General features: G+C 62.0%; 16 protein-coding genes and 1 pseudogene. 8 read left to right on the forward strand and 9 right to left on the reverse strand.

Going from position 1 to position 15,870, the window contains the following annotated elements:
- Positions 1–7 precede the first annotated feature (7 nt).
- Positions 8–1,276: a chloride channel protein gene (locus ACP7B3_RS00820; protein ID WP_426177263.1), complete on the reverse strand. Its 1,269-nt coding sequence runs from the start codon at positions 1,274–1,276 to the stop codon at positions 8–10.
- Positions 1,277–1,468: 192 nt separating this feature from the next.
- On the opposite strand from ACP7B3_RS00820, the gene ACP7B3_RS00825 reads away from it, so the two are divergent.
- Together ACP7B3_RS00825 and nudC are read left to right on the forward strand one after the other, a co-directional pair.
- The gene (locus tag ACP7B3_RS00825) at positions 1,469–2,281 is read left to right on the forward strand and encodes a crotonase/enoyl-CoA hydratase family protein (protein WP_145165629.1); all 813 of its coding nucleotides are present in this window, start codon (positions 1,469–1,471) and stop codon (positions 2,279–2,281) included.
- A gap of 5 nt (positions 2,282–2,286) precedes the next feature.
- A complete protein-coding gene (gene nudC, locus ACP7B3_RS00830) occupies positions 2,287–3,120 on the forward strand; it encodes an NAD(+) diphosphatase (RefSeq protein WP_145165628.1) in 834 nt (277 codons plus the stop codon).
- Here the strand turns inward: nudC and ACP7B3_RS00835 are convergent.
- The 3 genes from ACP7B3_RS00835 to ACP7B3_RS00845 all read right to left on the reverse strand — a co-directional run bounded on the left by ACP7B3_RS00835 (position 3,088) and on the right by ACP7B3_RS00845 (position 5,842).
- Positions 3,088–3,867 carry a TSUP family transporter gene (locus ACP7B3_RS00835; protein WP_119741946.1) on the reverse strand — a complete coding sequence of 260 codons (780 nt, stop codon included), beginning with the start codon at positions 3,865–3,867 and terminating at the stop codon, positions 3,088–3,090. The genes nudC and ACP7B3_RS00835 overlap by 33 nt on opposite strands.
- 194 nt (positions 3,868–4,061) lie before the next feature.
- Entirely contained in the window at positions 4,062–4,778 is a 717-nt protein-coding gene (pcsA, locus tag ACP7B3_RS00840) for a phosphatidylcholine synthase (RefSeq protein WP_145165627.1), read from the reverse strand.
- Positions 4,779–4,927: 149 nt separating this feature from the next.
- Positions 4,928–5,842, reverse strand: a complete 915-nt coding sequence (locus tag ACP7B3_RS00845) for a class I SAM-dependent methyltransferase (RefSeq protein ID WP_426177267.1) — start codon at positions 5,840–5,842, stop codon at positions 4,928–4,930.
- A gap of 191 nt (positions 5,843–6,033) precedes the next feature.
- On the opposite strand from ACP7B3_RS00845, the gene mdeB reads away from it, so the two are divergent.
- Positions 6,034–8,712, forward strand: a complete 2,679-nt coding sequence (mdeB, locus tag ACP7B3_RS00850) for an alpha-ketoglutarate dehydrogenase (RefSeq protein ID WP_426177269.1) — start codon at positions 6,034–6,036, stop codon at positions 8,710–8,712.
- Positions 8,713–8,744: 32 nt separating this feature from the next.
- Here the strand turns inward: mdeB and ACP7B3_RS00855 are convergent, their stop codons facing one another.
- On the reverse strand, positions 8,745–9,233 hold the full coding sequence (locus tag ACP7B3_RS00855; RefSeq protein ID WP_404488073.1) for a DUF1289 domain-containing protein: 489 nt from the start codon (positions 9,231–9,233) through the stop codon (positions 8,745–8,747).
- 152 nt (positions 9,234–9,385) lie between these two features.
- Complete coding sequence (locus tag ACP7B3_RS00860; RefSeq protein WP_426177271.1) at positions 9,386–10,636, reverse strand: ribonucleotide-diphosphate reductase subunit beta; 1,251 nt, start codon at positions 10,634–10,636, stop codon at positions 9,386–9,388.
- A gap of 270 nt (positions 10,637–10,906) precedes the next feature.
- Here ACP7B3_RS00860 and ACP7B3_RS00865 point away from each other — a divergent pair, with 270 nt between their 5' ends.
- Both ACP7B3_RS00865 and ACP7B3_RS00870 read left to right on the forward strand, forming a co-directional pair.
- A complete protein-coding gene (locus ACP7B3_RS00865; RefSeq protein ID WP_426177273.1) occupies positions 10,907–11,302 on the forward strand; it encodes a GNAT family N-acetyltransferase in 396 nt (131 codons plus the stop codon).
- A gap of 32 nt (positions 11,303–11,334) precedes the next feature.
- Entirely contained in the window at positions 11,335–11,961 is a 627-nt protein-coding gene (locus ACP7B3_RS00870) for a helix-turn-helix transcriptional regulator (RefSeq protein ID WP_426177275.1), read from the forward strand.
- On the opposite strand, the gene ACP7B3_RS00875 is transcribed toward ACP7B3_RS00870, so the two are convergent.
- Both ACP7B3_RS00875 and ACP7B3_RS00880 read right to left on the reverse strand, forming a co-directional pair.
- On the reverse strand, positions 11,949–12,329 hold the full coding sequence (locus tag ACP7B3_RS00875) for a RidA family protein (RefSeq protein WP_145165622.1): 381 nt from the start codon (positions 12,327–12,329) through the stop codon (positions 11,949–11,951). The genes ACP7B3_RS00870 and ACP7B3_RS00875 overlap by 13 nt on opposite strands.
- Positions 12,326–13,291 (reverse strand): threo-3-hydroxy-L-aspartate ammonia-lyase, encoded by a 966-nt coding sequence (locus ACP7B3_RS00880; RefSeq protein WP_242197090.1) that lies wholly within the window; start codon positions 13,289–13,291, stop codon positions 12,326–12,328. Before ACP7B3_RS00880 ends, ACP7B3_RS00875 begins: the two co-directional genes overlap by 4 nt.
- A gap of 113 nt (positions 13,292–13,404) precedes the next feature.
- Between ACP7B3_RS00880 and ACP7B3_RS00885 the strand changes: the two genes are divergently transcribed.
- From ACP7B3_RS00885 to ACP7B3_RS00895, 3 genes are all read left to right on the forward strand, one after another.
- Positions 13,405–14,022 (forward strand): LpxA family transferase, encoded by a 618-nt coding sequence (locus ACP7B3_RS00885; RefSeq protein WP_426178079.1) that lies wholly within the window; start codon positions 13,405–13,407, stop codon positions 14,020–14,022.
- 92 nt (positions 14,023–14,114) lie between these two features.
- Positions 14,115–14,633 carry a sigma-70 family RNA polymerase sigma factor gene (locus tag ACP7B3_RS00890; RefSeq protein ID WP_404488086.1) on the forward strand — a complete coding sequence of 173 codons (519 nt, stop codon included), beginning with the start codon at positions 14,115–14,117 and terminating at the stop codon, positions 14,631–14,633.
- The gene (locus ACP7B3_RS00895) at positions 14,630–15,550 is read left to right on the forward strand and encodes a FecR domain-containing protein (protein ID WP_426177278.1); all 921 of its coding nucleotides are present in this window, start codon (positions 14,630–14,632) and stop codon (positions 15,548–15,550) included. The genes ACP7B3_RS00890 and ACP7B3_RS00895 overlap by 4 nt, the downstream gene beginning before the upstream one ends.
- 7 nt (positions 15,551–15,557) lie before the next feature.
- Here ACP7B3_RS00895 and ACP7B3_RS00900 read toward each other — a convergent pair.
- A pseudogene (locus ACP7B3_RS00900) lies at positions 15,558–15,638 on the reverse strand (hypothetical protein); the annotation flags it as partial.
- Between the last annotated feature and the right edge of the window lie 232 nt (positions 15,639–15,870).

A 15,870-nucleotide genomic window follows, 5' to 3' on the forward strand; every position in this document is an offset into this window, starting at 1 on the left:
ATGGCGCTTAGGCGGGCTTTTTTCCAGCGTTTTCCCAGCGCGCAAGCAGTTTGCTCACGCACAGCGAGCCGACCACCGCCAGGATGATCGGCACCAGAAAGTCATGGTCGATCCGGGTAAATTCCGCCACCAGCACAATTGCCGTCAGCGGCATGCTCATGCTCGCCGCCAGGAACGCCGCTGCGCCGATGATCGCAAACGCGCCCAGTGGCACGCCGGGCCACGCCAGGCTCCAGGCGCCGCCAAGGATGACTGCCAGCAGCGCGCCATTGGCCAGGGCCGGGGTCAGCAGCCCACCTTCGGCCCCGGCGCGCAGGCTGCTGGCCGTGATCAGCACTTTGACCAGCAGCAGGATGGCGGCCAGGCCGATTGTCAGTTCATTGTCGAAACCCAGTTGCGCCGGACCCTTGCCGTTGCCGAGGATCTGCGGCAGCAGCATGGCCAGCGCACCGATGAGGGTGAAGTTGAGCAACGCCAGCACCGGCAAACGCCAGCCGCGCGCGGCGTTTGCCCTGGCGGCACCGGTAAAGCGGCTGAAACCATAGGCCGCCACGCCAAACACCGGGCCACACGCCACGGCCCAGGCGATCAACGTCGGGCTCAGCAGAAAATGCGGCACCACGTATTGCGACTCTGCGCCAAGGCCGATCCACGCCACCGAAGCCCCAATCGCCGACGTTGCCAACGCAATCACCGCCGCTGGCCAGCTGAATGCGCCGACCAGCACTTCCAGCACAAACACCGCGCCGCCCAACGGCACGTTGTACACCGCCGCCAGGCCTGCACCCGCGCCGCAGGCGACGATCAGCCGATGCATCGACGGTTCCAGTCGCGCCCGTTGCGCTAACCATGTGGCCGCCAGCGCACCGACTTCACGCGGTGCCACTTCACGCCCCAGCGGCGAGCCGAGGGCCACGGTGACAATTTGCAGGATGGCGTGGGCGAGGGTGGTCTTGGGCGGCATGATCGGCATCTTTTCGCCAACCGCCTGCTTGATGCTCACCAGCGGGCGGCCGTAGCGATAAATCGTCCACCAGCCCACACCCGCAACCAGGCCGCACATGACCAAGACCAGTAACCGACGCTGCGGTGCGGCTGCGGTCACGCCCAAAAGAAAGGTTTCATGGCTGATCAGGCTGTCGAGGCTGTAGCCGTACGCCAGGTGCTGAATGGCGTGCAGCAGCAACGCCAGGAGCATCCCGCCAAGCCCGGCGCCAATGCCAGTCAGCACGACCACCAGGGCCAGAATCAACGATGAGCGAAACGTGGTCGGCATAGATGGCTCCAGGAAATGGCCCAGATTGTATAGCCGATAAAGTCGCGTCCCTGGGTGAAATGTATCGGCAGGCCATGAACCGCGGCCCCACAACATTTCATTACGTTTGCCAGTCCCGTTTTTGGCCGATGCGCCGCCGCGCTCCCTTGTTATAGTTCGGCCCTTATCACTCGCCAGTCAGGGATCACTGCCATGTCCGAATACCAAGCTTTCGTCGTCGAACTCACCGGCAACGTTGCCCATGTGCAGATCAACCGCCCGGAAAAGATCAACGCGATGAACGCGGCGTTCTGGACCGAGATCATCGACATCTTCCAGTGGGTCGAAGACACCGACGCCGTGCGCGCCGTGGTGCTCAGCGGCGCCGGCAAGCATTTTTCTTCCGGCATCGACCTGATGCTGCTGGCCTCGGTGGCCAACGAATTCGGCAAGGACGTGGGCCGCAACGCGCGCTTGTTGCGCCGCAAGATCCTTGAGCTGCAAGCCTCGTTCAACGCCGTCGACAATTGCCGCAAACCGGTGCTGGCGGCGATCCACGGCTACTGCATCGGCGGCGCCATCGACTTGATCAGTGCCTGCGACATGCGCTACGCCGCTGAAGACGCGCAGTTCTCGATCAAGGAAATCGACATCGGCATGGCCGCCGACGTGGGCACCCTGCAGCGCCTGCCGCGCATTGTCGGCGACGGCATGCTGCGTGAACTGGCTTACACCGGCCGCCAGTTCGGGGCTGAGGAAGCGCGCAGCATCGGCCTGGTCAATCGTGTGTATGCGGACCATGCAAGCCTGTTGGCCGGCGTGATGGACATTGCCCAGCAAATCGCCGCCAAGTCGCCGATTGCCGTGACCGGCACCAAGGCGATGATCAGCTACATGCGTGACCATACGGTCAATGATGGTCTGGAATACGTTGCCACCTGGAACTCGGCTATGTTGCAATCCAACGACCTGCGCGTGGCCATCGCGGCCCATATGAGTAAGCAGAAACCCGAATTCGTGGATTGACTGACATGACCCCAGGCTGGATTACCACAACGCTGCTGGACAACGACGCCCCCGGTGGCTGGGCCGTTGCCCGCAGCCGTGAAGGCTTTTTGCATGACACCAATGGCCCGCTGTTTGCGCGCGAATGGCTCAAGCGCCAGGACCTGTCGGTGTTCGCCGAACACGGCATCGGCCACCTCGACGGTGAGCCGGTGTACCTGCTGGAACTGAACTCGGCAAGTGACGTGCCGGGCTGCAGCTGGCAGGGTTTGCGCGCGTTCATGCTGCAGGGCGACCACACGCTGTACAAAGTGCTCGGCTACGCGGCGCAGATCGGCACCTGGGCGCGCGAGCACCGGTTTTGCGGCAGCTGCGGCCAGGCCATGGTCCAGGTGCCGCGTGAGCGTGCGATGCATTGCCCGGCCTGCGACCTGCGCAGCTACCCGCGCATTTCGCCGAGCATGATCGTGTTGGTGACCCGGGGCGACGAGATCCTGCTGGCGCGTTCGCCGCGTTTTGTCACGGGCGTCTACAGCACGTTGGCCGGGTTTGCCGAGCCGGGTGAGTCGGCCGAAGACTGCCTGATCCGCGAGGTGCGCGAGGAAGTGCAGGTGGAGGTCAAGAATATCCAGTACATGGGCAGCCAATGCTGGCCGTTCCCGCATTCGATGATGCTCGGCTTCCATGCCGAATATGCCGGTGGCGACATCGTGCCCCAAGCCGACGAGATCGAGGACGCGCAATGGTTCAACATCCACGACCTGCCGCCATTGCCGGCGTCACGGTCGATTGCGCGTTACCTGATCGACCTCTACCTGGCCCGTCGTTTAGGCCACGCTGAACCAGTGTTGCCAGGCTAGGCGCACGGTCAGGCCGAGGACCACGGTGATAAACACCGGGCGAATGAATTTGGCGCCGCCGCTGATCGCGCTGCGTGCGCCAAAGAACGCGCCGCACATTACCGAGAAGCCCATCGCCAGACCGACGATCCAGTCCACCGAGCCGTTGAAGATGAACACCGACAGCGCCGCCGCGTTGCTGACGAAGTTCATGCTGCGCGCTACGCCGCTGGCCTTCACCAGGTCGATGGGGTGCAGCAGCATCGTGCTGACCGTCCAGAACGCGCCGGTGCCGGGGCCGGCCACGCCGTCGTAGAAGCCCAGGCCGAAGCCCTGAGTGGATTGCCATTTTTTCTTGATCGGCGCGTCGGCATCCAGCGGCGCCTTGGGCGTGCCGCCAAACAGCAGGTACACACCGCAGCCGAATACGATCACCGGGAGCATTTTGTTCAGGGTTTCGGCGGGCAGGTAGTGCGCGACCACCGCACCGGCGAGGGCGCCGATCAGCGTGCCGACGATGGCATGCACCCATTGGCGCGGGTGGAAGAGTTTGCGCCGGTAGAAGGTAAAGCTGGCCGTGGCCGAGCCGAAGGTGGAACTGAGTTTATTGGTGCCCAGCACCAGGTGGGGCGGCATGCCGGCGGTCAGCAGGGCTGGCGTGGTGAGCAGCCCGCCGCCGCCGGCGATGGCATCGATGAAGCCGGCGATAAAGGCCACGATAGCCAGGATGGCGAGGGTGGTGAGGTCTACGCTGAGTTCGAAGGGCATGGGCAGGGCTTATTCTTGGCAGGGCGCAGCAAAGGGGCTGCGCCAAAGGTCGCCATCTTACCTGCCGGATGTACACAGATCCAAATGTGGGAGCGGGCTTGCCTGCGATAGCGGTGGGGCAGGCCCAACTGCTGTAACTGACCCGGCGCCATCGCAGGCAAGTCAGCTCCCACCTTTAAAGCGTGCCCGCCTTGCTATTTATGGGTTCCCAGCCACTCCAGCGCTGTGCGCCACACACAAATGCCGAGGAAATACGCCGACATCAGCGACCACAACCCGAACGTCCATGGGTTGGTATTCGGGTAGTCCACCACCATCAAAAAGCTACACAACAACCAGATTGTGGTGACGGCAATGTTGATCGGCATAAAGCGCTTGACCCGGAACGGGTGCAAAAACTTCATCGGCGTCACGGTCAGCAGCGCCAGGCCAATCACCGTCAGCAAGGTGACCCAGGCGTCCGGCTGAATGATGTACACGCACAGGGCAACCACGTTCCAGGCGGCGGGGAAGCCGACGAAGTAGTTGTCCTTGCTCTTCATGTTCACATTGCAAAAGCAGAACAGCGACGACACCAGAATCACCGACACCGTAAACAGGTGAGTGAAGTCTGGCAGGTCGATATAGCGGTAGATGAACAGCGCCGGAATAAACACATACGTCAGGTAATCAATCACCAGGTCCAGCACCGAGCCGTCAAAGCTTGGCAACACCGTGCTGACATTCACTCGTCGGGCCAGGGAGCCGTCAACGCCATCGACTACCAGTGCCAGGCCCAGCCAGAGCAGGCAAGCCTTGGGTGAGTTTTCCAGCAGCGCAAGCGTGGCCAAAAAGGCCAGCACCACGCCAGTGGCGGTAAAGCCGTGGGCGCCCCAGGCTTTGAGTCTGGCTACATGCAGGGTCGATATCACGGGCGGTTCTCCAAAAGGTCAAACAGGGCAGCCGACAACGTAACGCCGTCGAGTCTGGCCGGGGAATGCAGGTATCGACCGGGAAGGGGGGGATAAGGTTCACCACCCCGGTGTACCACTTAGCGTAGCAAGCGCAGGACGTTTCAGCATCAACCCTGACGGAACACCAGCGCCTTCAAGCCACTTTGGGGGTCGATATCCGGAAATTCAGGCGGGTTTTGCAGCCGCTCCACAAAGCGCAGGCCCGGTGCTTCGCGGGTGACGCCGTCGATCAGGAAGTCTTCGCCAAACGCCGGGTCGTTCATGCACGCCAGTACGCTGCCCTGTGGCGTGAGCAAATCCGGCAGCCGGCGCAGCACGCGCTGGTAGTCCTTGGTCAGCAGGAAACTGCCTTTCTGGAAGGACGGCGGATCGATGATGACCAAGTCATAAGGCCCGCTGTGGGTGACCTTGGCCCAGGACTTGAACAGGTCATGGCCCAGAAACGTAACGTTGCTCAGGTCGTGACCGTTCAGGCGATGGTTGTCGCGGCCACGGCTGAGGGCGCCACGGGCCATGTCGAGGTTGACCACATGGTCGGCGCCGCCTTCGATGGCCGCGACCGAAAACCCGCAGGTATACGCGAACAAATTGAGTACGCGCTGGCCCTTGGCCTGCTCACGCACCCAGTGACGGCCATAACGCATGTCGAGGAACAGCCCGCTGTTCTGTTTTTTTCCCAGATCGATCAAGTAACGCAGGCCGTCTTCGGTAATGGTCAGCTCATCAACAGCGTCGCCCACCAGCCATTCGGTAGTGCTTTGCGGCAGGTAGCGGTGTTGCAGGGCGACGGTATAGGCGCTGAGCTGTTCTTTGAGCATCTGTTTCAGCGCGTCCAGCTGTTCGGTTTCCGGCGCTTTGAACAGCGACACCAGAATCACCCCTTGCAACCAGTCCACCGTCAGTTGTTCCAGGCCCGGCCAGCAGCGGCCACGGCCGTGGAACAGTCGCCGGGTCTCGGCGGGCGGGCTGGCCAGGGCGGTGAGCAGGTGGGCGTGCAGGGTGGCGAGTGCGTCTGGGGTCATCGGTCAGCGTCGGTCATTGAGCGGGCGGCATTTTAAACACAGTTGCAGTGTTACGTGTGGCTTGAGCACAACGTGCTGGAAAAAAGCAGATTGGCAGTGATTTATGCTCAAAATACTCGAGCCTGCGCCTGATAACAGGCAAAAAATCCTTTAGCAACAGCATAAACTGGAAAAAAAGCCCGGAGGTGCGCATGAATGGTTTCGTCAGTGCAGTCAATTACACGGCGTTGGATCAAGTAGAGCTGGACGAGTGGCGGGACGCACTGGCCTCGCTGGTGACCAACGCCGGTCCCGAACGAGCGCGGCAGATCCTCGACCTGCTGGCCCGCGAAGGCAGCGCCCCGCACATCGACTGGAAACCCCGCCACGGCACGCCGTACATCAACAGCATCAGCGTTGCGCAGCAGCCGGCGTTTCCCGGTGACCTCGCCACGGAAGAGCGCCTGGCCTCGCTGGTGCGCTGGAACGCGCTGGCCATGGTGGTGCGCGCCAACCAGGCGTACGGCGAACTGGGTGGCCATATCGCCAGCTACGCCAGTGCCGCCGATTTGTTCGAAGTGGGCTTCAACCACTTTTTCCGCGCCCGCAACCCAGACTTTGGCGGCGACCTGGTGTTCTACCAGCCGCATTCCGCGCCGGGCATTTATGCGCGCGCCTATCTGGAAGGCCGCTTGAGCGAAGACGACCTCGCACACTACCGCCAGGAGATCGGCGTGCAACAAGCGGGCGCACGGGGTCTCTCCAGCTACCCGCACCCGTGGTTGATGCCGGACTTCTGGCAGTTCCCCACCGGTTCCATGGGGATCGGCCCGATCAGCTCGATTTTTCAGGCGCGTTTCATGCGCTACCTGCAGCATCGTGGGCTGCTCGACACCACCGACCGTCACGTCTGGGGTGTGTTCGGCGACGGCGAAATGGACGAGCCGGAAAGCATGTCGGCCCTGACCCTGGCCGCCCGCGAAGGGCTGGACAACCTGACCTGGGTGGTCAACTGCAACCTGCAACGCCTTGACGGCCCGGTGCGCGGCAATGGGCGCATCATCGACGAACTGGAGGCGTTATTTGCCGGGGCCGGCTGGAATGTGATCAAGCTGGTCTGGGGTTCAGACTGGGACGCCTTGCTCGCCAAGGACAGCGACGGCTTGCTGGTGAGCACGCTGTCGCAGACCGTCGACGGGCAATTCCAGACCTTCGCCTCCAAAGACGGCGCCTACAACCGTGAGCACTTTTTCGGGCAGAGCGAGTCACTGGCCAAGTTGGTCGAGGGCATGAGCGACGAACAGATCGACCGCCTCAAGCGTGGCGGCCACGACATGGTCAAGATCCACGCTGCCTACCACGCCGCGCGCCGGGTCAAGGGCCAGCCGACGGTGATCCTGGCGCAGACCAAAAAGGGTTTCGGCATGGGCGAAGCCGGGCAGGGCAGGATGACCACGCACCAGCAGAAGAAGCTGGATCGGCAAGCGCTGATTGCCTTCCGTAATCGCTTCCAGTTGCCGCTGACCGACGAGCAGACCGAATCGCTGAGCTTCTTCAAGCCGGCCGACGACAGCCTCGAATTGCGTTACCTGCATCAACGCCGCCAGGCGCTGGGCGGTTACGTACCGAGCCGCAGCCAGGTCGCAGCGCCGGTGGCGGTGCCGCCAGTAACGGGTTACGCCGGTTTCGCCACGGCGGCTGACGGCAAGGAAATGTCCACCACCATGGCCTTCGTGCGCATGCTCACCAACTTGCTCAAGGACAAGGCCCTCGGCCCGCGCATCGTACCGATCGTGGCGGATGAGGCGCGCACCTTCGGCATGGCCAACCTGTTCAAGCAGATCGGCATCTATTCCAGCGTCGGCCAGCGCTACGAGCCCGAAGACATCGGCTCGATCCTCAGCTACCGCGAGGCCACCGACGGGCAGATCCTCGAGGAGGGCATCAGCGAGGCCAGTGCCATCAGCTCGTGGGTGGCAGCGGCCACCAGTTACTCGGTGCACGGCCTGCGCATGTTGCCGTTCTACATCTATTACTCGATGTTCGGCTTCCAGCGCGTCGGCGACCTGATTTGGGCTGCCGCCGACCAGCGCGCCCGCGGCTTCCTGCTTGGCGCCACGGCCGGGCGCACCACCCTTGGCGGCGAAGGGTTGCAGCACCAGGACGGCAGCAGCCACCTCAGTGCCGCCAGCGTGCCTAATTGCCGCGCCTACGACCCGGCGTTTGCCGGCGAGTTTGCGGTGATCCTCGACCACGGCATGCGCCAGATGCTCGAGCACGATGTGGACGAGTTCTACTACGTAACGCTGATGAACGAAAACTACCCGCAACCGAGCCTGCCGCAGGGCGTGGAGTCAGCAATTATCAAAGGCATGTACCGCTTGCAAGGTGCGCCAGATGCCCAAGTGCGCTTGCTGGGTTCGGGAGCGCTGCTGCGCGAGGCCCAGGCTGCCGCGCAGTTACTGGCCGAGGATTGGCAGGTGGCGAGCGAGGTGTTCAGCGTCACCAGTTACAGTGAGCTGGCGCGGGATGCGCGGGAAGTGGAGCGGTGGAATCGCTTGCATCCTCAGGACGCCAAGCGCGTCAGCCATGTAAATGACTGCTTGCCCAACGGCGCGCCGGTAATTGCGGTGTCCGACTATGTGCGGGCGGTACCGCAGATGATCGCTTCTTACCTCAATTGCAGCTACACCGTGCTCGGCACCGACGGTTTTGGCCGCAGTGATACACGGGCGGCGTTGCGGGATTTCTTCGAAGTAGATCGCCATCACCTGGTGCTGGCGGCGCTGACGGCGTTGGCGGAGCAGGGGAGTGTGGCGCGGGAGGTGTGTCAGCAGGCGATTGAGCGCTATGGCTTGCAGACGGAGCGCGAAGCGTCCTGGGTTTGCTGACTGGCGAAAATCAAAATGTGGGAGCGGTGGTGTTAGAACGTGGCAATCAGGGCTGGCCCAAACGCCTCCTTCAGAAACCCCGGCGCGATGTAGCGCTCGTAGTGCGCCTCGGACAACAGGAAAAATTCCCGATCAATCGCATCACGCAAATCCGCAAGGTTGCGCTCACGAAATTCCGGCAACAACGCCAGGCCATACGCATCCAGTCTGGAAATCACCCGCGCGCCCCGCGCAATCAACTGGTACGCCCAGCAATACGGCGATTGGTGGGGCACAAACCGAATTTTGCGGTCTTCCAACTGCTGGCGCAGGCGCTGCGGGTCAAGCACTTCCAGCTTGCTGGCCATCACCTGCACCAGCAACTGTTCCAGGCGCTGCCACACTGCCTGCTTCTCGTCGGCGCTGTAGCCATTCCACTGAATCACTTCATGGTGATAGCGCTTGCAGCCCCGGCAGACCAGGTCCCCGTAAACGGTGGAGCACAGGCCGACGCAAGGCGTTTTGATGGTTTGATTGGGCATAAAGGGCAATTTGCAAAGTCTATAAAGCACCGCAGACCCAATGTGGGAGCGGGCTTGCCCGCGAATGCGGTGAGTCAGTCACCGGATGCATCGACTGACACACTGTATTCGCGAGCAAGCCCGCTCCCACACGTTTAGATCTGTGTTGTTGATCAGTCCCAGCTCAGCGCGCCGCCGGTCTGGTACTCGATCACGCGGGTCTCGAAGAAGTTCTTCTCTTTCTTCAAGTCCATAATCTCGCTCATCCAAGGGAACGGATTCGTCGTCCCTGGATACTCTTCCTTCAACCCAATCTGCGACAAACGACGATTCGCGATGAACTTCAGATAATCCTCCATCATCGCCGCATTCATGCCGAGAACACCGCGAGGCATGGTATCCCGCGCATATTCAATCTCCAGTTGAGTCCCCTGCAGGATCATCTGGGTCGCTTCTTCCTTCATCTCGGCATCCCACAAGTGCGGGTTTTCGATTTTGATCTGGTTGATCACATCGATACCGAAGTTCAGGTGCATCGACTCATCCCGCAGGATGTACTGGAACTGTTCGGCAACGCCGGTCATTTTGTTGCGACGGCCCATCGACAGGATCTGGGTGAAGCCGCAGTAGAAGAAGATGCCTTCCAGCACGCAGTAGTAGGCGACCAGGTTGCGCAGAAGTTCTTTGTCGGTCTCGACGGTGCCGGTTTCGAACTTCGGATCGGAGATCGAGCGGGTGTACTTCAGGCCCCAGGCGGCCTTTTTGGCGACCGAAGGAATCTCGTGGTACATGTTGAAGATCTCGCCCTCATCCATGGCCAGCGATTCGATGCAGTACTGATACGCGTGGGTGTGGATCGCTTCTTCGAAGGCCTGGCGCAGGATGTACTGGCGGCACTCCGGGTTGGTGATCAGGCGGTACACGGCCAGCACCAGGTTGTTGGCAACCAGGGAGTCGGCGGTGGAGAAGAAGCCGAGGTTGCGCATGACGATGCGGCGTTCGTCGTCCGTCAGGCCTTCGGGGTTTTTCCACAGGGCGATGTCGGCGGTCATGTTGACCTCTTGCGGCATCCAGTGGTTGGCGCAGCCGTCGAGGTACTTTTGCCAGGCCCAGTCGTACTTGAAGGGCACGAGTTGGTTGAGGTCGGCGCGGCAGTTGATCATGCGCTTTTCGTCGACGGCGACGCGGGCGGCGGAGCCTTCAAGCTCAGCGAGGCCTTCGGCGACGTCGAGTTTGTCCAGGGCAGCCTTGGCGCGCACGATGGCGGCGGAGTCACTGGCGGTGACGGCGCGGGCTTCGATGGCGGCGGCAGCGCCGGCACCGTCGAGGCGGTCCATGTTGGCTTCGCTGGCATGCCCGGCGTTGGCGCCCTTGATCACCGCTGCACCGGTGTCTTCGTTGTCGACTTCATCCCAACTCAGCATTGAAATACTCCTTCCTGATCTGTTCTGACGGCGTGTTAACCCGTCCAAAAAAATGCGGTTTGCAGGCTACCTGGCATTGAAATGCTGCGCATAGTGTGGTCGGTAATTACCGATACTGCACACTATGTAGTGGTCTGTTTTGTTTGTGGGCACACTATATGGTGTGTAACAAAGCAGGTCAACGCACAAGATGTGCGGTCATCGGTCGCTGCCGGCGCCCATTCAGCTATAAAGCCTGGGTTCACTGGCCACACACGCAAACTCAAGGGAATGAAAAAAATTCTGATCCGCGCAGCCACCCTGGAAGACGCCGAAAGCATCTTCGCCGTGCATCAAAACTCGGTCGAAAACCTGTGCAACACCGATTACGGCCCTGAGCAGATTGCAATGTGGCTCGATGGTCGCTTGCCTGAGACGTACCGCGCGGCCATTGTCGCGGGCAGCCTGTGGCTGGCGTATACCGATAGCCTGCAAGGTTTCGTCGAGATTGACGGCCATCAAATCAGCAAATTGTTCGTGCGCGGTGATGCGGCCGGGCAGGGCATTGGTGCGCGTTTGCTATGTGAAGCCTTGCAGCACATCCAACACGCGGGCCATGCCAAGGCCTACCTGGAAGCAACCCTTCCATGGTTGAAACGCCACAATGAGGGACAGCGGCCAAATTGACGCCCTGTCCAGGACTGGATATGTTGTCTTGCATGAAAAAGACCTCTCACGAACAAACCACGCTGATCAGCCAGCTCGAACAGATCGCCGAAGGCTTGAGCAAAACCTTCAGCCCGTTCTGTGAAGTGGTGCTGCACGACTTGCGCGACCCGCAGCACGCGATCCTGGCGATCCACAACAACCTCTCCGGGCGCCAACCCGGTGACCCGGCCACCGAACTGGGCCTGGCGCGCATTGCCGACCCGGACTACCCGCAGGTCCTCGCCAACTACCAGAACCAGTTCGCCGATGGGCGCCAGGTCAAAAGCACGTCGATCGGCATCAAGGACACCAGCGGCAAGTACGTCGCGGCTTTGTGCATGAACGTCGATCTCTCGTTGTTCCGGGGCTTGCAGAGCATGCTGGAGCAGTTTGGTTCAGTCAGTGGCGACCAGCCCAATGAGTCCCTCGACCCATCCGGCGCCGATGTGATTCGTGCGCGAATCGACCAGTTCGCCGCACGCCTGGCGACCACGCCGCGGGCACTCAAGGCGGCGGATCGGCGGCTGCTTCTGCAGGAGCTCAAAGACTCCGGCTGCATGGACGTTCGCCGGGCCATGGAAACTGTCGCCTCGCACCTGGGCGTGTCGCGCGCGGCGGTCTACACCTACGCCAAGTAACGCGCCAGCGCTTCAATCTCTACCAGATACCCGTGATGCAACTCGGGCACCGGCACCACTGCGCGGGCAGGGCGGTGCTCGCCCAGCGCGGCGGCGTAAATTCGGTCAAATTCCGGCCAGTGGTTAACCCCGGCCACGTACACCGTGACCTTGACCAAGTCCTGGGGCGAACCGCCAGCGGCTTTCAAGATCGCCAACACATTGTCCAGCGCCACCTGCGCCTGTTCGGCAAACGACGCCTCAAGGTTGTGGCGACCCTGCGCGCTGACTGGCAATTGCCCGGAGATATACAGTGTGTCGCCATGGCGGACGGCCTGCGAATAATGCCCTGCTGGCGGCGCGGCAGTCGCGGTGTGAATGATGTTCATGGCGCCTCGCTGAGCAGGGCGGCGTAGCGCTGGATATCGACGTTGCCGCCGGTGACGATAAGCCCCACGCGCTGGCCCTTGAACCGCTCGCCCAGTTGGCGCAACGCAGCCAGGCCCAGGCAGCCGGTGGGTTCCACTACCATCTTCACGCGCTGCATGAAAAAGCGCATGGCCTCCACCAACTGCGCGTCGGAGACGGTGAAGATGTCGTTCACCTGATCACGGATGATCGGGAAGGTGTAGTTGCCCAAGTGTTGGGTTTGCGCACCGTCGGCAATGGTCGCCGGCGTGTCGATGTGCACAATGCTGCCGGCACGCAAGGAGCGCTGGCCGTCATTGCCGGCCTCCGGTTCGACGCCGAACAGTTGGCAATCCGGCGCCAGTGCACGGGTCGAAAGTGCTGTGCCTGAGAGCATGCCACCGCCGCCCAGGCCGACGAAGAGCGCGTCCAAAGGGCCGGTGAATTCCAGCAGTTCCTTGGCGGCCGTGCCTTGGCCGGCGAGGATGTGCGGGTGATCGTAAGGCGGGATCAGCGTCATCCCTTGCTCGATGGCCAGGGTACGGCCGATGTGCTCGCGGTCCTCGGTGAAACGGTCATACAGCACCACGCTCGCGCCATATTCACGGGTCGCGGCAACCTTGGCGGCCGGCGCGTCGGTGGGCATCACAATCGTCGCCGGCATGCCCAGCAAACGCGCCGCCAGCGCGATGCCTTGGGCGTGGTTACCCGAAGAAAACGCCACCACGCCGGCCCTGCGCTGCTGCGCATCAAACTGCGAGAGGGCGTTGAACGCGCCGCGAAACTTGAACGAGCCGGTGCGTTGCAGGTGCTCACATTTGATGAACACTTCGGCGCCGGATTCGGCGTTGAGGGTGCGCGAGGTGAGCACCGGCGTGGTGTGCGCGAAGCCCTCCAGGCGCTGGGCGGCGGCGATGACGTCTTGATAGGTAGGCAATTGCATGCGACGGACCTTGTGTGCGTGTCTGGATAAAATATCCATATCAAGACAAATAGTAAAGTTTGCTGTGTTCATGCTAGCGTTTCGAGCTTCTCTGAATGCTCGAGGGTTCGACGTTGATCAGACTCACCGACTACATCGCCAACCTTGCCCAATCACCGCTGGCGCCGTGGGCCGACCTGGCACCCTGGGTGTTGGTCGCCCAGGCGCCCGCCATCGTGCGCCAATTGCTCACCGAACTGGCGCTTGACGATTACGTCATCCACGATGAAATCGCCGTGCACCGCACCGCGACGGTCGAACCCGGCGCCTTGCTCAAGGGCCCATTGATCATCGGCGCCGAGTGTTTTATCGCCAGCGGTTCGCTGCTGCGCGGTGGCTGCTGGCTGGAGGCGCAGTGCATCATCGGGCCCGGCGCCGAACTGAAAACCTCATTGGTATTCAAGGGCAGCAAGCTGGCGCATTTCAATTTTGTCGGTGATTCGGTGCTTGGCCACGGGATCAACCTGGAGGCGGGCAGCATCGTCGCCAACTACCGCAATGAGCGGGTGGACAAGGAGGTGCTGGTGCGCATTGACGGGCAGTTACAGCGCACCGGTTGCGACAAGTTCGGCGCGTTGCTCGGCGATCAGTGCCGGATTGGCGCCAATGCGGTGCTGGCGCCGGGTGCCGTGTTAGCCCCTGCCAGTGTGATCGGGCGCGGGCAAGTGTTCGACGTAGAAACGTCTGTATAAACGCAATGTTGAAAAGGGCATGGTGCACCGGCACGATATTAAATAGAATGAATCTCATTTGAGACTCACTCGCGCCGCGCAGGTCGCTTGCCATGAATGATGCTGTTGTCCCGACCCACGCCGCCGAACCCACCTTGTCGAGTTTGTACCGTGACCACCGCAGCTGGCTCGAAAGCTGGCTGCGGCGGCGCCTGGGCAATGCCTGGGATGCGGCGGACCTGAGCCAGGATACGTTCCTGCGCGTGCTCGCCAGCGCCCAGCCGATTGCGCAGATGCAGGAGCCGCGCGCGTACCTGGTGACGGTCGGCAAGCGTTTGCTGGTCAACTTTCATCAGCGGCGCAGCCTTGAGCAGGCTTACTTGACGGCCTTGGCAAGCCTTGCGCACACCTGTGTGCCGTCACCGGAGCAACGCTGGTTGCTGCTCGAGACCCTACAGGCGCTGGATGAGTTGCTCGACGGTCTGCCCGTGCTGGTGCGCCGCGCATTTTTGTGGAGCCAACTTGAAGGCCTGGGTTATCGCGAGATTGCCGAGCGGCTCGACGTTTCTGAGCGCACGGTGAAGCGCTACATGGCGCACGCTTACGAACATTGTTTGCTGGCCGAGCTGTGAGCCGCGAGGTCGCGCGCGCCGCCGCGCAGTGGCTGGCCTTGCTGGAATCCGGCGCGGCCACCGAACGTGATCACGCTGCGTTGCAGCAGTGGCGCGACAGCCACCCCCAGCACGAACAGACCTGGCAGAAAGCCCAGGCCCTGCGCCAGCGTTTCAGCGACGTGCCGCCGGCATTGGCAATGGCCAGCCTCGACCGCCCGCAACCGTCGCGGCGGGCCATTCTCAAGCGTGCGCTGGGTGTGGCGGCGCTGGTGCCGACCGCCTGGCTGGTCAGCCGGCAGTTGCCCATCGAGGCATGGCGGGCCGACGTGCACACCGCCACCGGCGAGCGCCGGCGCCTGCCGTTGGCCGATGGCAGCAGCGTGCAACTCAACACGGCCACGGCGGTGGATGTTGATCTCCAGCAGCGGCGCATCACGTTGGTAGACGGTGAGCTGGCCGTGAATGTGCCGGGCGCGGCGTCGATGACCGTGAACACCCGCTACGGCGAGGTTCACGTCAGCCAGGCCGAGGTGTGTGTGCGCCAATTGGCGTCCGGTTGTTTGGTCTCGGTGCTCAAGGGCGTGGTGCAGGTGCGCGACGTACAGGGGCACGTGGCGGCATTGAGCAGCGGGCAGCAGGCGCCGTTGCAGGCCAAAGGGCTTGGCGCCTGGGTAGCGTTCGATGCGCTGCAACTGGGCTGGCGCGACGGCGTGTTGACCGCACAGAACCAGCCGCTGGGGGATTTTCTGCGCGAACTGTCGCGTTATCGCCCAGGCGTGTTGCGCTGGGACCCGAGCCTGGAAATGCTACGCGTCACCGGCAGCTTCCGGCTGGACGACACCGACCGCATTCTCACGCTGCTGTCCCAGACGTTGGGGTTTGAGGTGCGAGCGCGGACGCGGTATTGGGTGACCTTGAGCCGCACGCTGGTTTGACGCTTTAACCCTTGGTGGCCGCGATCAACTCGGCCGCCACCAGGAACATCCACGGCAGGCTCGGGATCGAGCGCAGCCCGGCAAACGTGGGTTCCAGAATGGCATGTTCCATCATGCTTTATCGGAATATGCAGTCTCTGTGCTATCTGCTTCTACGGCGCATTTGCTCGGGTTTACGCCGCTGTGGCTGTGATGGCAGCGGGCAGTTTGTTGATCCAACTGTTGCCAGGCGAACACTTCTTATATATCCGTATCGAATAAATAAAGAGTTATATATTCCTTTTAATGTTCGATTGGATGGCGCATTTTGAGGGCCTGCG

Origin of the sequence: Pseudomonas sp. TWRC1-2 (assembly GCF_049896685.1) — a bacterium.
In the GTDB taxonomy this organism is placed as follows: domain Bacteria; phylum Pseudomonadota; class Gammaproteobacteria; order Pseudomonadales; family Pseudomonadaceae; genus Aquipseudomonas.